The following is a 19,996-nucleotide window of genomic DNA, read 5'->3' as shown; positions in this document are numbered from 1 at the left end:
GAACCGGTTAAGCGAGGTCGCATGCCCAAGCACCGCCCCACGATCGCCGACATCGCGCGACGCGCCGGGGTATCGAAGGTCGCGGTGTCGTACGCCCTGAACGACCGCCCCGGGGTCTCCCCCGCGACCCGAGCCTCCATCAAGGCCATCGCGCAGGAGATCGGCTGGCGCCCCAACAGCGCGGCTCGCGCCCTCACCCACGCCCGGGCCGACACCGTGGGACTGGCCCTGTCCCGGCCGGCCAGGATGCTCGGCGTCGAGCCGTTCTTCATGGAGCTGATCAGCGGCATCGAGACCGAACTGTCGGCCCGCGGCTGCGCCCTGCTCCTCCAGGTCGTCACCGACCCCGCTCAGGAGCTGGAGATGTACCGCCGCTGGTGGGGCGAGGGCCGGGTGGACGGGGTGTTCCTCGCCGACCTGCGCTCCCCCGACCCGCGGATCGAGGGCATCACCGAGCTGGGCATGCCGGCCGTCGTGATCGGCCACCCCTCGGCGGCCGGGTCCCTCACCCCCGTGTGGTCGGACGACTCCGCGGCGCTGCGGGACACCCTCACGTATCTGACCGCGCTCGGCCATCGCTCCGTCGCCAGGGTCGCCGGACTGCCCGAGCTGATCCACACCCAGCTGCGCGACCGCGCCCAGCGCGAGATCAGCGCCGAACTGGGACTGGACGAACCCGTCGTGGTGCACACCGACTACTCCGGCGAGGAGGGCGCCCACGCCACGCGCCGGCTGATCAGCTCGGCCGCGCGGCCGACCGCCGTCATCTACGACAACGACATCATGGCCGTCGCCGGACTGTCGGTCGCGCAGGAGATGGGGCTGGACGTCCCCGCCGACCTCTCGCTCGTCGCGTGGGACGACTCCCAGCTCTCCCGCGTCGTGCGTCCCCCGCTGACCGCGCTGAGCAGGGACATCCCCGCGTACGGAACCCACGCGGCCCGCACCCTGCTGGCGATGGTGGCCGACGGCTCCGCCCCCGGTCTCGAGGACGCGGCGGCCCGCCTGGTACCCCGCGGCTCCACCGCCCCGCCCCGCTGAGCTACCTGCCGGCTCGGGGGCGCTCTCCTACCTCAGGACTACGCCACCGCCCGGTGGGTGCGACTCAAGAGGGCCCCGGGAACGGGCACGAGGGCTGACGACCAGGCACGGAACAGCGGCGACGATGGAGGGGTCCCCGCGAGCCTCTCGTCCGAACCAGGAGTACCCCTGTGACCACCACCACCGTTCACCGCACCACCGCGGTCGCCGCCCGCGCGACGGAGCTGTCGAAGGTCTACGGCGCGGGTGAGACCCAGGTGGTCGCCCTCGACCGGGTGACCGTGGACTTCCCGCAGGGGGAATTCACCGCGATCATGGGCCCGTCGGGGTCCGGGAAGTCCACGCTCATGCACTGCGTGGCCGGTCTCGACAGCTTCAGCAGCGGCTCCGTGCGCATCGGCGAGACCGAGCTCGGGACACTGAAGGACAAGCAGCTCACGCAGCTGCGCCGGGACAAGATCGGCTTCATCTTCCAGGCCTTCAACCTGCTGCCCACGCTGACCGCCCTGGAGAACATCACCCTGCCGATGGACATCGCCGGCCGTAAGCCCGATGCCGCCTGGCTCCAGAAGGTCATCGACATGGTGGGCCTCTCCGAGCGGCTGAAGCACCGCCCCACGGAGCTCTCCGGCGGCCAGCAGCAGCGCGTCGCGGTCGCCCGCGCCCTGGCCTCGCAGCCGGAGATCATCTTCGGTGACGAGCCGACCGGAAACCTCGACTCCCGCTCCGGTGCCGAGGTGCTCGGCTTCCTGCGCAACTCGGTGCGCGAGCTCGGCCAGACCGTGGTGATGGTGACCCACGACCCGGTGGCCGCCTCCTACGCGGACCGCGTGGTCTTCCTCGCGGACGGCGCGGTCGTCGACCAGATGATGAACCCCACCGCCGACGGGGTCCTCGACCGGATGAAGGCGTTCGACGCGAAGGGCCGCACCAGCTGACGTCCCAGAGGCTGTCGCACCCCCCTTCCGCACTCCGAACTCCCCCCAGGAATTGACGACATGTTCCGTACCGCCGTGCGCAATGTCCTTGCGCACAAGGCCAGGCTGCTGATGACCGTGCTCGCCGTGATGCTCGGCGTCGCCTTCGTCTCCGGCACCCTGGTCTTCACCGACACCCTCGGCAACGCCTTCCGCAACCAGTCCGCAAAGAACTACGACAAGGTGGCCGTCGCCGTCACCACCTGGGCCGAGCGCGGCGACGAGGAGACCCCCGGCGTCGACAAGGCCACGCTCGACAAGATCCGGGAGCTCGACGGCGTGGCCGGGGCCACCGGACGGGTCTCCGGCTTCGCCGGTGTCGCCGACACCGACGGCAAGCTCATCGGCAACGGCTGGTCCAACACCGGCTCCAACTTCTCCCCGGGAACGGACGGCAAGGACGCCCAGTACACGTTCACCGAGGGCACGGGCCCGGTCGAGGCCGGGCAGATCGCACTCGACCGGACCTCGGCGGACAAGGGCGACTACCACGTCGGCGAGAAGGTGCGGGTCGCCACGAACGGGCCGGTGAAGGAGTACACCCTCTCCGGTGTCTTCACCACGGAGGACGGCGCCGTGAACGCGGGCGGCAGCCTGGTCCTCTTCGACACGGAGATCGCCCAGCAGCTCTACCTGCGGCCCGGCGAGTTCAAGGACGTCACCGTGACCGCCGCGGCCGGCGCGTCCGACCAGAAGCTGCTGGACGCCGTGAAGCCCCTCCTCCCGAAGGGCGCCGAGGCCAAGACGGGTGCGGCTCTCGCGGACGAGGAGGCCGAGATGACCGAGTCCGGTCTCAAGAGCCTCAACTCGATGCTGCTGGCCTTCGCGGCCATCGCGCTCTTCGTCGGTGTGTTCCTGATCGCCAACACGTTCACCATGCTCATCGCCCAGCGCACCAAGGAACTCGCCCTGATGCGCGCCGTCGGCGCCTCCCGCCGGCAGGTCAAGCGGGCGATCCTGCTCGAAGCCGGTGTCGTCGGCCTGATCGCCTCGGTGATCGGCTTCGTCCTCGGCGTCGGCCTCGCGACGGGGCTGCGCTCCGCGATGGGCATGTTCGGCGGGAAGATCCCGGCCGGTCCGCTGGTCGTCTCCCCCACCGCGGTCGGCTCCGCCTTCGCCGTCGGCGTGCTGATCACCGTGTTCGCCGCCTGGCTGCCCGCCCGTCGCGCCGCCAAGATCCCGCCGGTGGCGGCGATGAGCAGCGTGCACGCGGTGGCCACCACCAAGTCGCTGGTCGTGCGCAACTCGTTCGGCGCGGTCATCACCCTCATCGGGTCCGCCCTGATCGTCGCCGGTGCCGCGCAGGGCGACGAGAACGGCCGCTGGCTCCTCGGCGGCGGGGCCTTCCTCGCCCTCATCGGTGTCATCGTGCTCATCCCGCTGCTCTCGCGGCCGGTGATCGCCCTGGCGCGTCCGCTCCTGCGGGGCGTGTTCGGTGTCTCCGGAAAGCTGGCCGCGCAGAACGCGGTCCGCAATCCGCGGCGTACCGGAGCCACCGCCTCCGCCCTGGCGATCGGGCTCACCCTGGTCACCGGTATCTCCGTGCTCGGCGTCACGCTCGGCCAGGCCATCGACAAGATGACGACGGACAACATCCGGGCCGACTACATGGTCTCCATGGCCAGCGGTGACTCGCTCGACAAGTCGGCCCTCACCGCCCTGCGCAAGGCTGACGGCGTCGCGGCGGCCACCCCCCAGCGGTCCGTCTGGCTCACCGTCGGCGACGAGCAGGGCCTCTCGGCCTCCGGAGTCACCCCGGGCGACGTCGAGAAGGTCTTCAACCTGAAGACGGTCTCCGGCTCGCTGTCGTCGCTGAAGGGCGGCGAGATCGCCGTCGACCGCAAGACCGCGAAGTCGCACGGCTGGAAGACCGGCGACACCGTCCCCGTGACGTTCCAGGACGAGAAGAAGGAGACCCTGAAGGTCGGCGCGCTCTACGAGGGCAACGAGTTCCTCTCCCCGGTCCTGATCCCCGAGGACGTCGTCGACCCGCACGAGACCCTCGCCGACATCCGCGAGGTCTGGCTGACCATGGACGGCGGCCAGAGCGAGGCCAACGAGAAGGCCGTGATCGACGCGCTCGGTGACAACCCGGCGATGAGCGTCGTGGACCGCCAGGGCATCCGGGACATGTTCGGCGGGTTCATCAACACCGCGCTGAACATCATGTACGCGCTGCTGGCCATGGCCCTGATCATCGCCGTACTGGGAGTCGTCAACACGCTGGCCATGTCGGTCTTCGAACGGCAGCAGGAGATCGGCATGCTGCGGGCGATCGGTCTCGACCGGCGCAAGGTCAAGCGCATGATCCGGCTGGAGGCCGTCGTCATCTCGCTCTTCGGAGCGGTGGTCGGGGTGGGCCTCGGTACGTTCCTCGGCTGGGCGATCGGCAAGAGCCTGTCCGCCTCGATCCCGGGCTATGCCCTGGTCATCCCGTGGGACCGGCTCGCGATCTTCCTGGTGCTCGCAGGGCTCGTGGGTGTGCTGGCCTCGCTGTGGCCGGCCCGGAGCGGCGCGAAGCTGAACATGCTGACCGCGATCAAGACGGAGTAGGCGTACGCGTGAGGGCCGGTACCCGCAGCTGCGGGTACCGGCCCTTCGGCGTTCCCGGGTCAGGGGTTCGCCCGGCCCTTCGGCGTTCCCGGGTCAGGCGTTCGCCGACGCCGTCCAGTCGCGGGCGCGCAGCGGCATGGCCGACCCGCCGCCGTCCCGCGGCCGGACCGCGAGGATCTGGTTGACGCCGATCTTGTTGTGCTCGAAGGAGAGTGCCGAGGCGGCCATGTAGAGCCGCCACACCCTGGCGCGTCCGGGCGAGGTGGCCCGGACGGCCTCATTCCAGTGCTTCTCCAGGTTGGCCACCCACTGGCGCAGGGTGAGTGCGTAGTGCTCGCGGATCGCCTCGACGTCCCGGGCCTCGAAGCCGGCCTCCTCCAGGGTGGCGACGGTGCGGCCCACCGGGGCCAGCTCGCCGTCGGGGAAGACGTAGGCGTCGATGAAGTCGTCGACGTGGTAGGCCGACTCGTCCCTCTCGGGGCGGCGGGCGATCTGGTGGTTGAGCAGCCGGCCGCCGGGCCTGAGGAGTGCGAAGAGGTCGTCGGCGTACTCACGGAAGCGGACCGACCCCACGTGCTCGGCCATGCCGATCGAGGAGATGGCGTCGTACGGGCCGTCCCTGACGTCCCGGTAGTCCTGGACCCTGATCTCGATCCGGTCGGTGAGGCCCTCCTCGGCGATGCGCTTGCGGGCGAAAGCGGCCTGTTCGGTGGAGAGGGTCACCCCGGTGACGCGGGCGCCGTACTCACGGGCGGCGTGGATGGCCATGGAGCCCCAGCCGCAGCCGACGTCGAGAAGGCGGTCGTCCTCCTTGAGCGCGAGCTTGCGGCAGACGAGGTCGAGCTTGTCGCGCTGGGCGTCCTCCAAGGTGGCGCCCTCCTGCCAGTAGGCGCAGGAGTAGACCATGGAGGGGCCGAGGACCATGGCGTAGAAGTCGTTGCCCACGTCGTAGTGGTGGCTGATGGCTTCCTTGTCCCGGCGCCTGGTGTGCAGCGGCCCGGTGCGGCGGCGGACCTCCTCGGCGGGCGGGGGCGGCGGCGGGTAGGGGCCGGCCAGCTGGACGAGGCCGCGGGCGAACGCCCGCACCCTGGGGTTGCGGACGGGATGGACGGAGTCCTTCGCGTCGGCGCCCCGCTCCCAGAGGAGCGAGGCCAGGGCGTCCAGGGTCGCGTACAGATCGCCGTCGACGTCGATCTCGCCGGCCACCCAGGCGCGGGCGAGGCCCAACTCGCCCGGCTTCCAGAGCAGTCGGCGGAGGGCGCGGCGGTGACGCAGAACCAGGGCGGGAGCTCCCGGCGGCCCGGATTCGCTGCCGTCCCAGGCCCGGATCCGTACGGGCAGGGGCTCTCCCAGCAACTCTTCGGCAAGAGCTGTCAGCCGCGATGCGGCGTCGGCCATGGTGCACACCTCCGTGGTGGTGTTTCCGAACGTGCCTAAATTCGCATATACGCACCCGAACCGGGCCGCGACACCTCGGGGCCGCGGCGAGGTACACCTGCGTCAACGTCCTCCCGCGCCCGCGCCATCCCGTTCCCGGGCAATGGAACGGCAAAATAGCTGCACTTGCCATCTAGTTTCACGGGGTCCAGGAACGCCGGAGGGGCCGTCCGCACCACGGATGGCGGACGACCCCTTCGGTTCCGTACAGGCGCTAGGAGGCCTTGGCCTTCTCGCCGGTCGTGCTCTTGTCGTCGGCCTTGGCCGCGACAGGGGCCGGGCTCGGCTTGGCGGCCTCGTAGAACTCCTCGCGCGGAGTCTCCATGGCGCCGAGCGAGACGACCTCGCGCTTCAGGAACATCGCCAGCGTCCAGTCCGCGAAGATCCGGATCTTACGGTTCCAGGTCGGCATGGCCATGCCGTGGTAGCCGCGGTGCATGTACCAGGCGAGACGGCCCTTGACCTTGATCTTCACCTTGCCCATGACGATCATCGCGACGCCCTTGTGCAGGCCGAGACCGGCGACCGCACCCTTGTTGGCGTGGCTGTACTCCTTCTGCGGGAAGCCCCGCATGCCGGAGATGACGTTGTCGCCGAGGACCTTCGCCTGGCGCAGCGCGTGCTGGGCGTTCGGCGGGCACCATGCGTTCGGGTTGCCGGCGCGGCGGCCGACGATGTCCGGCACCTGGGCGTTGTCGCCCGCGGCCCAGATGTAGTCGGTGCCCTGCACCTGGAGCTTCTCGGAGGTGTCCACGTGACCACGCGGGCCGAGCGGCAGACCGAAGCGGGCCAGCGCCGGGTTCGGCTTCACGCCGGCCGTCCACACGATCGTGCTGGAGTCGACCTCGAGGCCGTTCTTCAGCACCACGTGGCCGTCGACGCAGGAGTCCATGGAGGTCGAGAGGTAGACCTCGACACCACGGCTCTCCAGGTGCTCCTTGCCGTACGCGCCCAGCTTCGGGCCGACCTCGGGAAGGATCTTGTCGGCGGCGTCGACCAGGATGAAGCGCATGTCCTCGCGCTTCACGCTCGTGTAGTACTTCGCCGCGTCGCGCGCCATGTCCTCGACCTCGCCGATGGTCTCCGCGCCGGCGAAGCCGCCGCCCACGAAGACGAACGTCAGCGCCTTGCGGCGGACGTCCTCATCGGTCGTCGAGTCGGCCTTGTCCAGCTGCTCGAGGACGTGGTTGCGCAGACCGATGGACTCCTCGATGCCCTTCATGCCGATGCCCTGCTCGGCGAGGCCGGGGATCGGGAAGGTGCGGGAGACCGCGCCCATCGCGATGACCAGGTAGTCGAAGGGCAGCTCGTAGGCCTCGCCGACGAGCGGCGCGACCGTGGCGACCTTGCGGTCCTGATCGATGGTCGTGACACGGCCGGTGAGAACCTCTGCCTTGGGCAGCACGCGTCGCAGCGGGACGACGACATGCCGAGGCGAGATGCTGCCGGCAGCAGCTTCGGGGAGGAAGGGCTGGTACGTCATGTACGAGCGCGGGTCGACGACCGTGACGGTCGCCTCTCCATACCGCATCTTCTTCAGAATGCGACGAGCTGCGTACAGGCCTACGTACCCACCGCCTACAACGAGGATCCTGGGACGCTCCGTGGTGCTCATGCCATCGAGTATCCACCCCCCTCGGGGGGCATGCTCGTGAGCCCCTTCACAAGGTATGCGCCACCCTCTGCTACACTTCGCCGCCCACGTGACCCAGGTCATGGTGCGGACGGGGAACCACGACGCTCCGGCGAACGTTGTTCACCACTTGTGAGCTGGCCCTTGAGCCCTCCGGCAAGATGAACCACCCACCGAGGACATGCCGTCGCCACACCCCTGAAACGCTCCCGCAGCACCCCCGCACGGGCCTCCGGGCGGCCCGTGCCGCCCTCCAGGAGCAGAACTTCGCCCGGTAGGGCCGAATTCCTTGTGAAGAAGTTCACGAAGTTCGTCGGGGCGCCTCGCGAAAGCCCCCTCCGAACGGGTCCGGAGAGGGCTCCACAAGCTCAAAGGTGCAGGCCGGAAAGCGTTTGAGCGCCACCTCACCGCACCGGCGTCCGCGCTGTGATCAGGCCGCCGACCAGGCGATCCCGTCGAGGATGTCGTGCTCACTGACGACGACCTCCCGCGCACCGGTCCGCTCCATCACCGCGAGCAGGACGAGCGCCCCCGAGGCGATCACATCGACCCGCCCCGGGTGCATCGCGGGGATCGCCGCACGCTCCTCGTGCGTCGAGGCGAGCAGCCGCACGGTGATCTCCCGGACCTGCGCGAGGGAGACCCGGGAGTGGTGGATCGCCTCGGAGTCGTACTCCTCGAGCCCGAGCGCCATGGCGGCGACGGTGGTGACCGTCCCGGCGAGGCCGACGAGCGTCGCCGCCGAGGAGATCGGCACGCTCTCCTCGGCCAGGTCCAGGGCGGCACCGACGTCCGCGCGGATCGCGGCGATCCCGTCGGGCGTTGGCGGGTCCACCACGACCCCGTCCAGGACCAGGTGACGCTCGGTCATGCGTACGCAGCCGATGTCCACGGACCGGGCCGCGCGGACGCGGTCGTCACCGACGACGAACTCGGTGGAGCCGCCGCCGATGTCCACGACGAGGTAGGGCTTCTCCAAGTGGTCGCTGCCCACCAGTTCCTTGGTGGCGCCGTCGAAGGAGAGCTGCGCCTCCTCGTCCCCCGTGACGACCTCCGGCTCGACCCCCAGGATGTCCAGGACGCCGCGGACGAACGTGTCGCTGTTCTCCGCGTCGCGGGAGGCGGACGTGGCGACGAACCGGATCCGCTCGGCGCCGAGCTCCTTGACCGCGTCCGCGTACTCGCGGCAGGCGTCGAAGGTGCGCTCCAGCGCCTCGGGGGCCAGCCGGCCGGTCCGGTCGACGCCCTGGCCGAGCCGGACGATCCGCATCCGGCGGTCGAGCTCGGTGAACTCTCCGGTGGCGGGGTCCACATCGGCGACGAGCAGGCGGATGGAGTTGGTACCGCAGTCGATGGCGGCAACGCGGGTCATGGGGCTCCTGTGGTTGTACGGGTACCGCGGCGGATCAGGAGGCGTCGGGTCCGGTGTCGTCGGAGCCGCACGGCGTGACGCACGGACCCTTCGCCCACCACTCCGGCAGCATCGCGATCGCCTCGTCGCCCAGCGGGTTGATCCCGGGGCCCGCCGCCAGCGAGTGGCCGACCAGCACGTGCAGGCACTTCACCCGGTCCGGCATGCCGCCCGCGCTCGGGAAGCCCTCCAGGACCTCGATGGCGTCACGCCGCGCGATGTAGTCCTCGTGCGCGGCACGGTAGGCGGCGGCCAGCTCCGGGTCCGTGGTGAGCCGCTCGGTCATCTCCTTCATGACCCCGTTGGCCTCCAGCGTGCCGATAGCCGACGCCGCACGCGGACAGGTCAGGTAATACGTCGTCGGGAACGGCGTGCCGTCCTCCAGACGGGGCTGCGTCTCGACCACGTCCGGGTTGCCGCAGGGGCAGCGGTGCGCGATGGCGCGCAGCCCGCGCGGCGGCCGGCCGAGCTGGAGCTCGAACGCGGCGATGTCCGCGGCGGTGGGCGTGGTGGATTCGGTCTGCGGAGGGGGCGTGTCCATGCCTGCCTTGAATGTCATCGATCGGACTGTATGAAGTGGTGCGGGGAGCCGGCTCGGTGCGTACGCGAGGTCATTCGCGGTCCGCGCTGTCGACGCCGTCCCAGAGGTTCGAGTGCCAGGGCCGCCCCGTCGCCCCCGGCTCCCCACGGCGCACCTCGGCCGCGTCCGGGTCGACCACCGTATAACCGGTCTCGCCGGGCAGCACGTAGTGGAGGTGCTGGCGCGCGAGACGGCGGATGTACGCGTCGTCCTTGAGCCGCGCCTTCTCGTCACGCAGCTCCTCGGTCCGCTCGTGCGCCTCCCGCGAGAGCCTCTCCTGATCGGCGATCTGGTCGCGCTGGGAGATGTACTGCCGCATGGGATACGCGAGGGCGACCACCAGGGAGCAGACGATCAGCGCCAGGAACGCGGCCCGCCCGGTGAGCCGCGAGCGGCGGGCCTGGCGGCGGTTCTGGGACCGGTAGACGCGGGCCGCCGTCTGCTCACCGAGCAGCCGCAGCCTGGTCGCGGTGGAGAACCGGTCGCGGTCCTTCCCGGCCATGTCTCACGCCTCCCCGTTACGCACGTCCGTCCCCGCACACGGTACGGGACCGGATGCGGGGACGGACGGAGGCTGGTGCTCCGGACTCGGGCTGTCAGCCCTCGAAGCGGAACCGCGGGAACGCCGAACGACCGGCGTACACCGCGGCGTCGTCGAGGATCTCCTCGATGCGCAGCAGCTGGTTGTACTTGGCGACGCGGTCCGAGCGGGCCGGGGCGCCGGTCTTGATCTGACCGCAGTTCACGGCGACGGCGAGGTCGGCGATGGTGACGTCCTCGGTCTCACCGGAGCGGTGGGACATCATGCACTTGAAGCCGTTGCGCTGGGCCAGCTCGACGGCGTCCAGGGTCTCGGTCAGCGAACCGATCTGGTTGACCTTCACGAGCAGGGCGTTGGCCGAGCCCTCCTCGATGCCGCGGGCGAGGCGCTCGGGGTTGGTGACGAACAGATCGTCGCCGACGATCTGCACCTTGGAGCCGAGCTTGTCGGTGATGACCTTCCAGCCCGCCCAGTCGTCCTCGTACAGCGGGTCCTCGATGGAGACCAGCGGGTACGCGGAGACGAGCTCCTCGTAGTACTCGGTCATCTCGGCGGCCGAGCGGGACTTGCCCTCGAACTCGTAGACGCCGTCCTTGTAGAACTCGGACGCGGCGACGTCGAGGGCGAGCGCGATGTCGCGGCCCGGGACGTAACCGGCCTCCTTGACGGCCTCGAGGATGAGGTCGAGGGCGGCGCGGTTGGACTCGAGGTTGGGGGCGAAGCCGCCCTCGTCACCGAGACCGGTGGACAGGCCCTTGGTCTTCAGGACCTTCTTCAGGGTGTGGTAGATCTCCGCACCCCAGCGCAGGGCCTCGGAGAAGGACTCGGCGCCGATCGGCGCGATCATGAACTCCTGGATGTCCACGTTGGAGTCGGCGTGCGAGCCGCCGTTCAGGATGTTCATCATCGGAACGGGCAGCAGGTGCGCGTTCGGGCCGCCGAGGTAGCGGAACAGCGGGAGGTCGGAGGCCTCGGACGCGGCGTGCGCCACGGCCAGCGAGACACCGAGGATGGCGTTGGCGCCGAGGGAGCCCTTGTTCTCGGTCGCGTCCAGGTCGAACATCGCCTGGTCGATGAGGCGCTGCTCGGTGGCGTCGTAACCGACGAGCTCCGGGCCGATCTGCTCGATCACGGCGAGGACGGCCTTCTCGACGCCCTTGCCCTGGTAGCGGTTGGGGTCACCGTCGCGAAGCTCAATGGCCTCGAACGCACCGGTGGAGGCGCCGGACGGAACAGCAGCACGTCCCGTGCTGCCGTCGTCGAGGCCAACCTCGACCTCGACCGTGGGGTTGCCCCGGGAGTCGAGGATTTCCCTGGCTACGACGACGTCGATGGACGGCACGAGGCATCTCCTTCTGGGATCTGACACTGGTTGTGCAGGGTCACTGTGGCCTTGCGCCACGAGCCTAACCGGCCCGGCGCGCTCCGTCGGCCGTCCGCCCGTCCCCTGGGACGAAAAAGGACCCAAGGGCCTGCATTCCGGGCAAAGCTCCAGAATTCTACTGACGAGTAACCACAACAGTTGAACGCTCACCCCTGCGGCGAGCCCGTGTCCGCACCCCGCCAGGGGTGCGGACACGGCCCCGGCCCGGCGCGCGGGGGGCCTGCGCGCCGGGCCGGGCTCCGGGGCAGGAGGAAGACCCCGGGGTTGTCACCGACTGCTTCGGGTTCGGCTACTTCAGGTGGAGCTGCTGACCCGGGAAGATCAGGTCGGCCTTGTCGACGATGTCGTCGTTCAGCTTGAACAGCTTCTGCCAGCCGCCCTTGACCTTCTTCGCGTCGGCGATCTTGCTAAGGGTGTCGCCGGACTTCACCTTGTACTCGCCGTCACCCTTCTCGACCTTCTCGCCGGTCGGGGTGGTGACGGTCTTCTCCGGCGCCGTGCGCTTCTCGCTGCGCGTGGTGGGCTGCTCGGCCTTGCGCTCCGGCGCGGCCTGCGGGGCCGTGTCGCCGTTCTTCCCGGAGCCGGTGTCGACACCCGGGTCCACACCGTCGTTCGTCAGACCGCCGGCACCGGCGCAGGCCCAGGCGCCCGGGCCCTGAAGGTCGAGAAGCTTCTCGGCGGCGGCTATCTGCTGGTCCTTGGAGGCCAGGTCGGCGCGGGAGGCGTACTGGGTGCCGCCGGCGGCCGCCCAGCTGGACTGCGAGAACTGCAGGCCGCCGTAGTAGCCGTTGCCGGTGTTGATGGACCAGTTGCCACCCGACTCGCACTGGGCGACGGCGTCCCAGGTGTCGACGGAGGCGGCGGAGGCGCCGGTCGCGCCCATCAGCGGTACGGCGACGGCGGCACCGGCGACACCGGCGAGGGTCGCGACACGGACGGCCTTGGACGGGCGACGGTGCTTGCCCTTGCTGGAAAGCAGCATGGTTCTCCTCACCGACGCCTACGAGGTGAGCTGTCGGGTTCGGGCCTGTGAGTTGCCCGGTCGCCCTCACTCTCGGACGACTTCACCCCTAGCCGTGTCTCCGCCCGTCTTCCGACGGCCGGGTCCGGCACTTACCTGGGTCCCCCGCTCCTGCCTACGGCGCTTTACGCGTCGGTTCCCTTCGGCCGACGGCAGGATTCGGCGTGACGGTCGAAGGTGCCCGCGGTGCGAGCGGCTCCGACCGTAAACACACGCAACCCCCACATTCAAAGATGGACATAACGGGTGATCAGCCCGTAACGGCCCGACGCGAAGGGACGTTTTCGCAGGTCGGAGCCAATATGGACGGACCGGGCGGACCGGGCGCGCCAGTTGAAGCAAAGAGACCCATGTCTCACTTACGCATAAGTGGACATAGGCCTCTGAACTACCCCCGCTTTCGGGGTGTTTTCACGCTTTTGATCAGTTGGCGGCGGCCTCTGCCCGGCTGCCCCGCGCGTCCGTCCCGAGGTCGAGGGTCTGGCCGGGGAGGATCAGGTCCGGGTCGGAGCCCAGCTCGTCCTTGTTGGCCGCGTAGAGCGCGGTCCAGCCGCCGGGAAGCTCCTGCACGTCGGCGATCGCCCAGAGGTTGTCGCCCTCGCGGACGGTGTACGCCCCCTCCGCGCCCTGACGCGCGTCGGATTCACCGCGCGAGGCGTGGCGGCCGGACTCGCGCCCGTCGTCCTGGCCCGGCCGGGCGCTCGCCTCGGGGGCCGGCGTCCCGCGGTGCTTGCCGCCGTTCGCCGTGTCGTCCGTCGCCGTGTCGCCCTTCGGGGCGCCGGACGTCCCGGAGGCCTCGGGGGACGGAGTGGCGGACGGCGTCGAGCCGGCGTCGTCGCCCTCGTCCGTCTTACCGTCGGACGCGTCCTGGCCCGCCTCGCCCGTCGCGTCGGAGTCGTCCGAGCCGGCGGCCTCGTCCGAACTGTCCGCCGGGTCGGTCGCGTCGGAGGAAGGCGTCCCGGACGGCGTCGCCGAATCCGAGGGCTCGGCGGAGGGCTCAGCGGACTCCTCGCTGCCCGGGTCGACGCCGGGCAGACCCGCGTCCAGGGAGAGCCCGGAGATCACCGAGCAGCTGGCCCACGCCTGCGGCCCCTTGTCGTCCAGGATCTTCTCCGCGACCGCTATCTGCTGCGAGCGGCTGGCGAGGTCGGCGCGCGGCGCGTACGCCGTGCCGCCGTAGGCCGACCAGGTGTCCTCCGAGAGCTGCAGGCCGCCGTAGTAGCCGTTGCCGAGGTCGGCACTCCACATGCCGCCGCTCTCGCACTCGGCGACCCGGTCCCAGGTCGACGCGTCAGCGGCCTGCGCGCCGCCCGCGCTGAGCAGCGGGATGGCAATGGCCGATCCGGTGACGCCTGCGGCGACGACGATGGCGGGTGCCTGACGAGGGCGACGGTGTCTGCCGGTCGCGGAGCCCATGGGATTGCCTTCCGTGTGACTGACGTGTGACGGGTGAGTCGAACGGTGAACCTAGCCGTACTCGAACGTGTGTCACAAGTCGATGCAGCGGAGATCACGTGAAAGTCACAGAGTTGACAGGCTGTCACTTTTTTCCGTCGGGCGCCCGGGACCGAACTCCACGGGAAGGGTGCGCAGTCCGCGCATGATGAGCCCGCCGCGCCAGCGCAAATCGGCAGGTTCCGCAGCAAGCCGCAGGTCGGGAAGGCGCCTCAACAGCGTCGCCAGCGCCACCTGACCCTCCAGCCGCGCCAGCGGCGCCCCCAGGCAGTAGTGGATGCCGTGCCCGTATCCGAGGTGCTGATTGTCGCTGCGCGCGAGATCCAGGGTGTCCGCATCCTGGAACCGCTCCGGGTCCCGGTCGGCGCAGTGCATCCGCCCCTTGATGCCACGACACGACCGGGCCGACATCAGAGAGAAGGAGGTGACGTAGGGGTATCCGCCTCGACCACCTCGGGGGCAGTGCTCACGGCCCGGCTCTCGCCGGTCCGCACCACCGCCAGCACCCCGGGCCGAAGCTGACCGATGACAGCGAGCTGAGGCAGCGTCGGTCGCCGATATGCCACCACTCCCCTCTTGTCTGCGCCGAGGGACTCCATGACCTCGGGCCAGGCACCCTTCTGCCACCACTTGAGCTGGCGCGACCTCATGGGGTCGATCGGCCCCCAGGTGAGGGGCATGTCCTTCCAGGACAGGCCGAGCCGGAGACGGTAAAGCATGCCGCAGAGTTGGGCACGAATGTCATGCTTCGTCATGAAGTGCTTTTTGGCTCTGGCGTCGAAGTACGTGTGCAGGATCGCGAGAACCGCCTCCCACTCCTCGTCGGTCGGGTCCGGCGGAACAAGCGTCCCCGTCTCCCAGTGCCACTGGCTCACCGCGCACTTGACACCCGGTTTCGCGATGACCTCCATCGCCCCTGGCACGACTTTGATGTCGAGCATCTCGAAGACCTCCCTGCGCTCCTCCAGCGTCATGCTGTCGGGGCCGCGACGAGTACGGTTCGCAATTTCGATCAGGTCGCGCGCCTGACGCTCGTTGGCTGCGCACTCCTCCAGCCAGTGCTCCGCGAAGGCCTTCTGCCTGCGGTATTCCTCCAGCTCCTGTTGCAGCTCTCTCACGGATGCCTTGAGCACGACCGGGTCCACACCGGCCTTGACGTACTCAGGAACCCTTTGGTCGATGAGGTCCTGCTGCGCCGAGATCCTGCCGGCCAACTCGGTAACGCACCCCTCGTACTTCTCCTTGTCACCAGGCACGCCGCTCACCCGCTCGGCCGCCATCGCCCGTAGACCCGCTCCGTCCTTCATGATCTTGGACAACTCGGCCCAGACCACATCCTCGATCTCAGCGGCGTTGAAGGACGGTTCACCGCACGGCTCACCCCCGTTGATCATTCCTCTGCACCGATAGGCGCGTGCATCCCCACCGCGGCGGCCGGCGCCGGTGTAAACCTCGCCGCACATACTCTTGATGCGTCCGCTCAAGGGATAGACCTGGTCGCCGATACGACCATTTTGGAAGCCAAGCTTCTTCAGCGCCGCCATAAGGCACCGGGCGCGATCCTCGCTGAAGATGGCCGGCACGCCGATCTTCACCTGGTCGCCATGGACAGGCGTGCCGTCGGGGTAGCGCAGCGTCGTGTTCCTGCCACTGCCTCGGTCAGTCTTGCGGTAGACCACGTATCCGTTGTGGATGGTCTCGCTGTAAAGGCGGTTGCGTAGGTTTCCGACTGTCCAGGGCACTCCGCTACGGGTGAAGAGCTTGCGCTTGTTGAGCTCGTCGCAGGCCTTGGTGAGGCTCGCGCCTTGGTCGGTGATGAGCTCAACAGCGACGGCGAGCACCATGGACTCGTGCTCGTCGGTGACGAGGACGCTGAACTCCTTCCGGCGCTTCCCGACCCAGGAGGCGTCCTTGGTGCTCGTGTAGCCGTAAGGCGCGGGGCCGCCGGGCCAGCCCCCGTAGCTGATCTTCAGTTCACGGCCGGCCGAGGTGCGCTCCGCGATGCGTCGCCACTCCCGCTCGGAGAAGGTGACGTACTGCGTGAACTGGGACCAGCCGGAGTCCGTACTGGTATCGATGCCTTCGTCCACGGAGATGAAATGGATGCCGAGGTCGGCCATGCTCCACGCCCACTGGTAAGCAGCGCGGGCCGTGCGGCCGATGCGGTCGATCCTGGGGACGAGGATGCGGTTGAAGCACTGCTGGCGGGCATCGCGAACGAGTCGCCCCATCTCCGGGCGGGTCTCCAAGGCACCGGATACCCCTTCGTCAACATACTCGTCGTACACAGTGACGTCCGGGCGGCGATCGAGCCACCCGTTGGAAATTCCGTCCTGGTCTTCGAGGCCAAAGCCGTCAACTTGCTCCGCGGTGGAGACGCGGGTGTACTTCGCAACCACGATCGCAGCGGGTGCATGCGGGTACGGGCGTGCCACAATGGGCATGTTCAGTCCTCCCAGACTGTTCCGTCCCCGGGGTGTTGGGTCACCGCCGGGAAGGTCCCGGCCTCATCGCGCTCAGCCAAGCGCTTTGGGGCCGGTGCTTTTTTATGGGGAGCGTACCTCAGTCGGCGATTCGCAGAGGAGCTGAAAGGATCGCCAGCACCTTTCGCGGGGTTACGAAGACATCAACCTTCGGAACGCATACAAGATAATCATCAAATCCTTCTATTGTTTTGCGATTTCTCGCCTTCTGACAAAGGTCGCGTAAAAGGCCCCCGCACAAGGCAAGGGCCGGTACGGCTGCAGACTGAAGAACGGCGGGGCGCCCCGGGGTGGGCGCCCCTCGTGGACGGGCACAGCCAGGGCGGGGGTGGCGCCCATACGCCCGCCGGATACCGTCGTCAGGTGAACCACACCCCGTCGCCGGAACTCTTCACCTGGGAGTTCGCCACCGACCCCTATCCCGCGTACGCCTCGCTCCGCGAGCACAGCCCCGTGCACCGCACCACGCTGCCCAGCGGTGTCGAGGCATGGTTGGTGACCCGCTACGCGGATGCCCGGCAGGCCCTCGCCGACAGCCGCCTTTCGAAGAACCCGGCACACCACGCCGAAGACGCACAGGGGAAGAGCAAAACCGGCATCCCCGGGGAACGCAGCGCCAACCTCATGACGCACCTGCTGAACATCGACCCCCCCGATCACACCCGGCTGCGCCGACTCGTGTCCAAGGCGTTCACCCCACGCCGAGTCGCCGAGTTCGCACCACGCGTGCAGGAGCTGACAGACCGCCTCATCGACGGCTTCGCCGACCGGGGAGAGGCGGACCTCATCCACGATTTCGCGTTCCCGTTGCCCATCTATGCGATCTGCGATCTGCTCGGAGTCCCTAGCGAGGACCAGGACGAATTCAGGGACTGGGCAGGAATGATGATCCGGCACGGTGGCGGCCCTCGCGGCGGCGTAGCCCGGTCGGTGAAGAAGATCCGCAGCTATCTCGCCGAACTGATCCACCGGAAGAGGAAGAATCCCGGCGACGACCTGATCTCCGACCTGATCCGGGCGAGCGACCACGGCGAGCACCTCACGGAGAACGAGGCCGCTGCCATGTGCTTCGTCATCCTCTTTGCGGGTTTCGAGACAACCATCAACTTGATCGGAAACAGCGCACACGCGTTCTTCCACAACCCCGCACAGCGCTCCATTTTCCAAGATGCTGTCGTCCGAGGTGACGACGCCCTCCTGGACACCGCAATCGAAGAGCTGCTGCGTTTCGACGGCCCGGTGGAAATTGCCACCTGGCGCTACGCCACCGAGGCACTCGAAATCGGCGGACAGCAGATTCACGAGGGCGATCCGGTCCTGGTCGTACTCGCTGCGGCTGACCGCGATCCCGCCCGCTTCAAGGAGCCCGACACCCTCGACCTCTCCCGTCGCGACAACCAGCACCTCGGGTACGGGCACGGCATCCACTACTGCCTGGGAGCTCCGCTCGCCCGGCTGGAGGGCCGCACCGCGCTGGCGACCCTGTTCCGTCGTCTACCGGACCTTCAGCTGGCCACGAGCCCCGACGACCTGCGATGGCGGGGTGGCCTCATCATGCGCGGCCTACGCACGCTGCCAGTGGAGTTCACTCCTGAGTGACGGCCGGAGGCGAGCCTGCGAGGGCCCCCGCCGCACGGGCCCGGCGAACTCCCAGGTGAAGAGTTCGGGCGCCGCGTCGGGCGTGGAGGGCGTCCCGGGGCTGTCGTTCACTTCTCGACGCCTTCCGGAGCCGCATCGGGCCCTCCGAGGCCCTCCGCCGCCCGGATCGCGTCCCGGTAGGCGCGGGCGGCGGCCCGCAGGGCGGCCTCCGGGTCGGTGCCGTCCCGTTCGGCCTCCACGGCGAGGGCGAGCAGCCGGTAGCCGATCCCGTCGCCCTCGGGGAGCGCGGTGCCGAGGCCCGCGGCCCGGGCCCGGCTGCCGAGCTTGGCGGCCAGCGCCAGGCCGGGCTGGCCGAGCGGCACCCCGTCGGTGACCGACTCGCGCTGCTTCTCGATCGCCTTCGTACGGAGCCAGTGCGCGTGGACGTCCTCCGGGGTCTCGGCGGTCTCGTCGCCGAACACATGCGGATGACGGTGGATCAGCTTCTCGACGATCGTGGCCGCGACGTCGTCGATGCCGAACGGCTCCTCCTGGTCCTCCTGCGCGATCCGGGCGTGGAAGACGACCTGGAGCAGTACGTCGCCGAGCTCCTCGCGCAGCTCCTCGCGGTCGCCGTCCTCGATGGCCTCGACCAGTTCGTACGCCTCCTCGATGGCGTACTTCGCGAGGCCCTCGTGCGTCTTCTGCGAGGTCCACGGGCATTCGAGCCGGATCCGGTCCATGACCTGGACCAGGTCCAGGAGCCGCGCGCCGGGCAGGTCGTACGAACCGGGCAGCAGCTCCAGGTCCGGCATCTGCACCCGGCCCGAGCCGCCGAGCCGGGCCAGGCCGTCGGTGAGCGGCTGGTTTCCCTCGCCGCCCACCAGCACCACCACGGTCCGGCCGCCCGCGCAGTCGTCCACCAGCTCCTCGGCCGAGGGAGCGGTGTGTTCCACGGCCACGCCCGCCTCCCGCAGATACGGCAGCTGGGGATGGCCGGACTCGGCGCACAGCACGCGGTCCGCCGCGTGCAGCGTCTGCCAGGCGGGCCAGGACAGCAGCCCGGGGGCGACCCGGTGGCTGGCGGTGAGCAGGACGATACGGCCGGGGTCTTCAGCGTTCACACCCCGAACCTACCTCTGGTCGGGCGGGGTCAGGCGCCTGCCTCGGGCTCCTGACCCTGGACGGGCGTGACCTGGGTGATCCACGGGGCCTTGTACGTGCTGAGCTGGACCTTCTGGTTGTCCCAGCTGCCGTAGCGCGGATTGACGTCGATGTGCAGCGCCTTCGACGCCTCGGTGAGGCTCTCGCCGACCGCCTGCACCCCGGCGGGGTTCTGCAGGTCGGCGCCGAGCGCCTGGGCCAGCTTCTGGAGCTGGACCTCCTGGCGCAGACTCGCCTCGATCTGGCCGGGCGCCACCCAGCGCTGCTCCAGCATCAGCGTCCGTACGCCCTCGTCCCCGCCGGACTGCTCGGCGGCGGCGCTGCGGATCTGCTGGATCTCCTTACGGCTGACGCTCACCCCGGCGTCCTTCGCGGCGCGGTCCAGGACCCGCCCGAAGATCAGGCCGGACAGCTTGACCCGGGTCAGCTGGCCCGACTTCGTGACCAGTTCCTCGGACCGTTCGGAGTCCTGCTGCGCGGTGCGTACGTCGGCCGCCTCCGCCTGGACCGTGGCCACGTCGATCCGGTCGCCGCCGACCACGGCCGCGGCACCGGGATGGGCCTCACTGCCACAGGCGGTCAGGAGTGGCGCCGCGACGAGCGTTGCGGCGGTAAGGGCGAGCGCGGTGCGACGTCGGCGGTGCAAAGGAGCCTCCCGGGGAGAGTTTGTGCATCAGTGCACAAAGCCTTGCGGTGATCGATGTTAGGCAGTGGACGTGATTCGGGCCACTGCTTCGA

At 69.4% G+C, this 19,996-nt stretch carries 15 protein-coding genes, 1 pseudogene and 1 riboswitch; of the genes and pseudogenes, 4 read left to right on the top strand and 12 right to left on the bottom strand.

The genetic code is table 11. The features are described 5' to 3' along the window. The first annotated feature begins 21 nt into the window (after window positions 1–21). From ACIQM3_RS33550 to ACIQM3_RS33540, 3 genes are all read left to right on the top strand, one after another. On the top strand, window positions 22–1,041 hold the full coding sequence (locus tag ACIQM3_RS33550; protein ID WP_401631080.1) for a LacI family DNA-binding transcriptional regulator: 1,020 nt from the start codon (window positions 22–24) through the stop codon (window positions 1,039–1,041). Between the two features lie 170 nt (window positions 1,042–1,211). Continuing rightward, a complete protein-coding gene (locus tag ACIQM3_RS33545) occupies window positions 1,212–1,979 on the top strand; it encodes an ABC transporter ATP-binding protein (protein ID WP_362942726.1) in 768 nt (255 codons plus the stop codon). Window positions 1,980–2,039: 60 nt separating this feature from the next. Further along, window positions 2,040–4,571, top strand: coding sequence for an ABC transporter permease (locus ACIQM3_RS33540; RefSeq protein WP_401631078.1), 2,532 nt, complete (start codon window positions 2,040–2,042; stop codon window positions 4,569–4,571). 93 nt (window positions 4,572–4,664) lie between these two features. Here ACIQM3_RS33540 and ACIQM3_RS33535 read toward each other — a convergent pair whose 3' ends face one another. The 10 genes and pseudogenes from ACIQM3_RS33535 to ACIQM3_RS33490 all read right to left on the bottom strand — a co-directional run bounded on the left by ACIQM3_RS33535 (window position 4,665) and on the right by ACIQM3_RS33490 (window position 16,477). Next, window positions 4,665–5,969: a class I SAM-dependent methyltransferase gene (locus ACIQM3_RS33535; RefSeq protein WP_401631076.1), complete on the bottom strand. Its 1,305-nt coding sequence runs from the start codon at window positions 5,967–5,969 to the stop codon at window positions 4,665–4,667. 253 nt (window positions 5,970–6,222) lie between these two features. Next, window positions 6,223–7,623, bottom strand: a complete 1,401-nt coding sequence (locus ACIQM3_RS33530) for an NAD(P)/FAD-dependent oxidoreductase (protein WP_401631074.1) — start codon at window positions 7,621–7,623, stop codon at window positions 6,223–6,225. A gap of 448 nt (window positions 7,624–8,071) precedes the next feature. After that, a complete protein-coding gene (locus tag ACIQM3_RS33525) occupies window positions 8,072–9,013 on the bottom strand; it encodes an exopolyphosphatase (RefSeq protein WP_401631072.1) in 942 nt (313 codons plus the stop codon). 34 nt (window positions 9,014–9,047) lie between these two features. After that, on the bottom strand, window positions 9,048–9,593 hold the full coding sequence (locus ACIQM3_RS33520; protein ID WP_401631278.1) for a DUF501 domain-containing protein: 546 nt from the start codon (window positions 9,591–9,593) through the stop codon (window positions 9,048–9,050). 70 nt (window positions 9,594–9,663) lie between these two features. Continuing rightward, entirely contained in the window at window positions 9,664–10,134 is a 471-nt protein-coding gene (locus ACIQM3_RS33515; RefSeq protein WP_362942444.1) for a septum formation initiator family protein, read from the bottom strand. A gap of 94 nt (window positions 10,135–10,228) precedes the next feature. Then, window positions 10,229–11,515 carry a phosphopyruvate hydratase gene (eno, locus tag ACIQM3_RS33510; RefSeq protein ID WP_014155837.1) on the bottom strand — a complete coding sequence of 429 codons (1,287 nt, stop codon included), beginning with the start codon at window positions 11,513–11,515 and terminating at the stop codon, window positions 10,229–10,231. 331 nt (window positions 11,516–11,846) lie between these two features. Next, complete coding sequence (locus ACIQM3_RS33505) at window positions 11,847–12,539, bottom strand: transglycosylase family protein (RefSeq protein ID WP_401631069.1); 693 nt, start codon at window positions 12,537–12,539, stop codon at window positions 11,847–11,849. Further along, window positions 12,540–12,711, bottom strand: a riboswitch (cyclic di-AMP (ydaO/yuaA leader). A 290-nt stretch (window positions 12,712–13,001) separates the two neighbouring features. Beyond that, window positions 13,002–13,994, bottom strand: coding sequence for a transglycosylase family protein (locus ACIQM3_RS33500; protein ID WP_401631067.1), 993 nt, complete (start codon window positions 13,992–13,994; stop codon window positions 13,002–13,004). Between the two features lie 105 nt (window positions 13,995–14,099). Further along, a pseudogene (locus ACIQM3_RS33495) lies at window positions 14,100–14,399 on the bottom strand (cytochrome P450); the annotation flags it as partial. 44 nt (window positions 14,400–14,443) lie between these two features. Continuing rightward, window positions 14,444–16,477 (bottom strand): recombinase family protein, encoded by a 2,034-nt coding sequence (locus tag ACIQM3_RS33490; RefSeq protein ID WP_401631065.1) that lies wholly within the window; start codon window positions 16,475–16,477, stop codon window positions 14,444–14,446. A 402-nt stretch (window positions 16,478–16,879) separates the two neighbouring features. Between ACIQM3_RS33490 and ACIQM3_RS33485 the strand changes: the two genes are divergently transcribed. Next, window positions 16,880–18,115: a cytochrome P450 gene (locus ACIQM3_RS33485; RefSeq protein WP_401521834.1), complete on the top strand. Its 1,236-nt coding sequence runs from the start codon at window positions 16,880–16,882 to the stop codon at window positions 18,113–18,115. A gap of 107 nt (window positions 18,116–18,222) precedes the next feature. Here the strand turns inward: ACIQM3_RS33485 and ACIQM3_RS33480 are convergent, their stop codons facing one another. Then, the gene (locus tag ACIQM3_RS33480; protein ID WP_401631063.1) at window positions 18,223–19,218 is read right to left on the bottom strand and encodes a nucleoside triphosphate pyrophosphohydrolase; all 996 of its coding nucleotides are present in this window, start codon (window positions 19,216–19,218) and stop codon (window positions 18,223–18,225) included. Window positions 19,219–19,247: 29 nt separating this feature from the next. Next, window positions 19,248–19,904: a SurA N-terminal domain-containing protein gene (locus tag ACIQM3_RS33475; protein WP_401631061.1), complete on the bottom strand. Its 657-nt coding sequence runs from the start codon at window positions 19,902–19,904 to the stop codon at window positions 19,248–19,250. Window positions 19,905–19,996 lie beyond the last annotated feature (92 nt).

Source organism: Streptomyces sp. NPDC091271 (assembly GCF_044757505.1).
Classification (GTDB): domain Bacteria; phylum Actinomycetota; class Actinomycetes; order Streptomycetales; family Streptomycetaceae; genus Streptomyces.
This window is presented reverse-complemented; position numbering and strand designations above follow the sequence as displayed.

What these genes read in the sequence shown, in the direction of transcription:
- ACIQM3_RS33500 (WP_401631067.1), bottom strand. Translation starts at nt 13,994, where the DNA reads ATGGGCTCCGCGACCGGCAGACACCGTCGCCCTCGTCAGGCACCCGCC.
- ACIQM3_RS33535 (WP_401631076.1), bottom strand. Translation starts at nt 5,969, where the DNA reads ATGGCCGACGCCGCATCGCGGCTGACAGCTCTTGCCGAAGAGTTGCTG.
- ACIQM3_RS33550 (WP_401631080.1), top strand. Translation starts at nt 22, where the DNA reads ATGCCCAAGCACCGCCCCACGATCGCCGACATCGCGCGACGCGCCGGG.
- ACIQM3_RS33515 (WP_362942444.1), bottom strand. Translation starts at nt 10,134, where the DNA reads ATGGCCGGGAAGGACCGCGACCGGTTCTCCACCGCGACCAGGCTGCGG.
- ACIQM3_RS33525 (WP_401631072.1), bottom strand. Translation starts at nt 9,013, where the DNA reads ATGACCCGCGTTGCCGCCATCGACTGCGGTACCAACTCCATCCGCCTG.
- ACIQM3_RS33540 (WP_401631078.1), top strand. Translation starts at nt 2,040, where the DNA reads ATGTTCCGTACCGCCGTGCGCAATGTCCTTGCGCACAAGGCCAGGCTG.
- ACIQM3_RS33520 (WP_401631278.1), bottom strand. Translation starts at nt 9,593, where the DNA reads ATGGACACGCCCCCTCCGCAGACCGAATCCACCACGCCCACCGCCGCG.
- ACIQM3_RS33490 (WP_401631065.1), bottom strand. Translation starts at nt 16,477, where the DNA reads ATGCCCATTGTGGCACGCCCGTACCCGCATGCACCCGCTGCGATCGTG.
- ACIQM3_RS33505 (WP_401631069.1), bottom strand. Translation starts at nt 12,539, where the DNA reads ATGCTGCTTTCCAGCAAGGGCAAGCACCGTCGCCCGTCCAAGGCCGTC.
- ACIQM3_RS33530 (WP_401631074.1), bottom strand. Translation starts at nt 7,623, where the DNA reads ATGAGCACCACGGAGCGTCCCAGGATCCTCGTTGTAGGCGGTGGGTAC.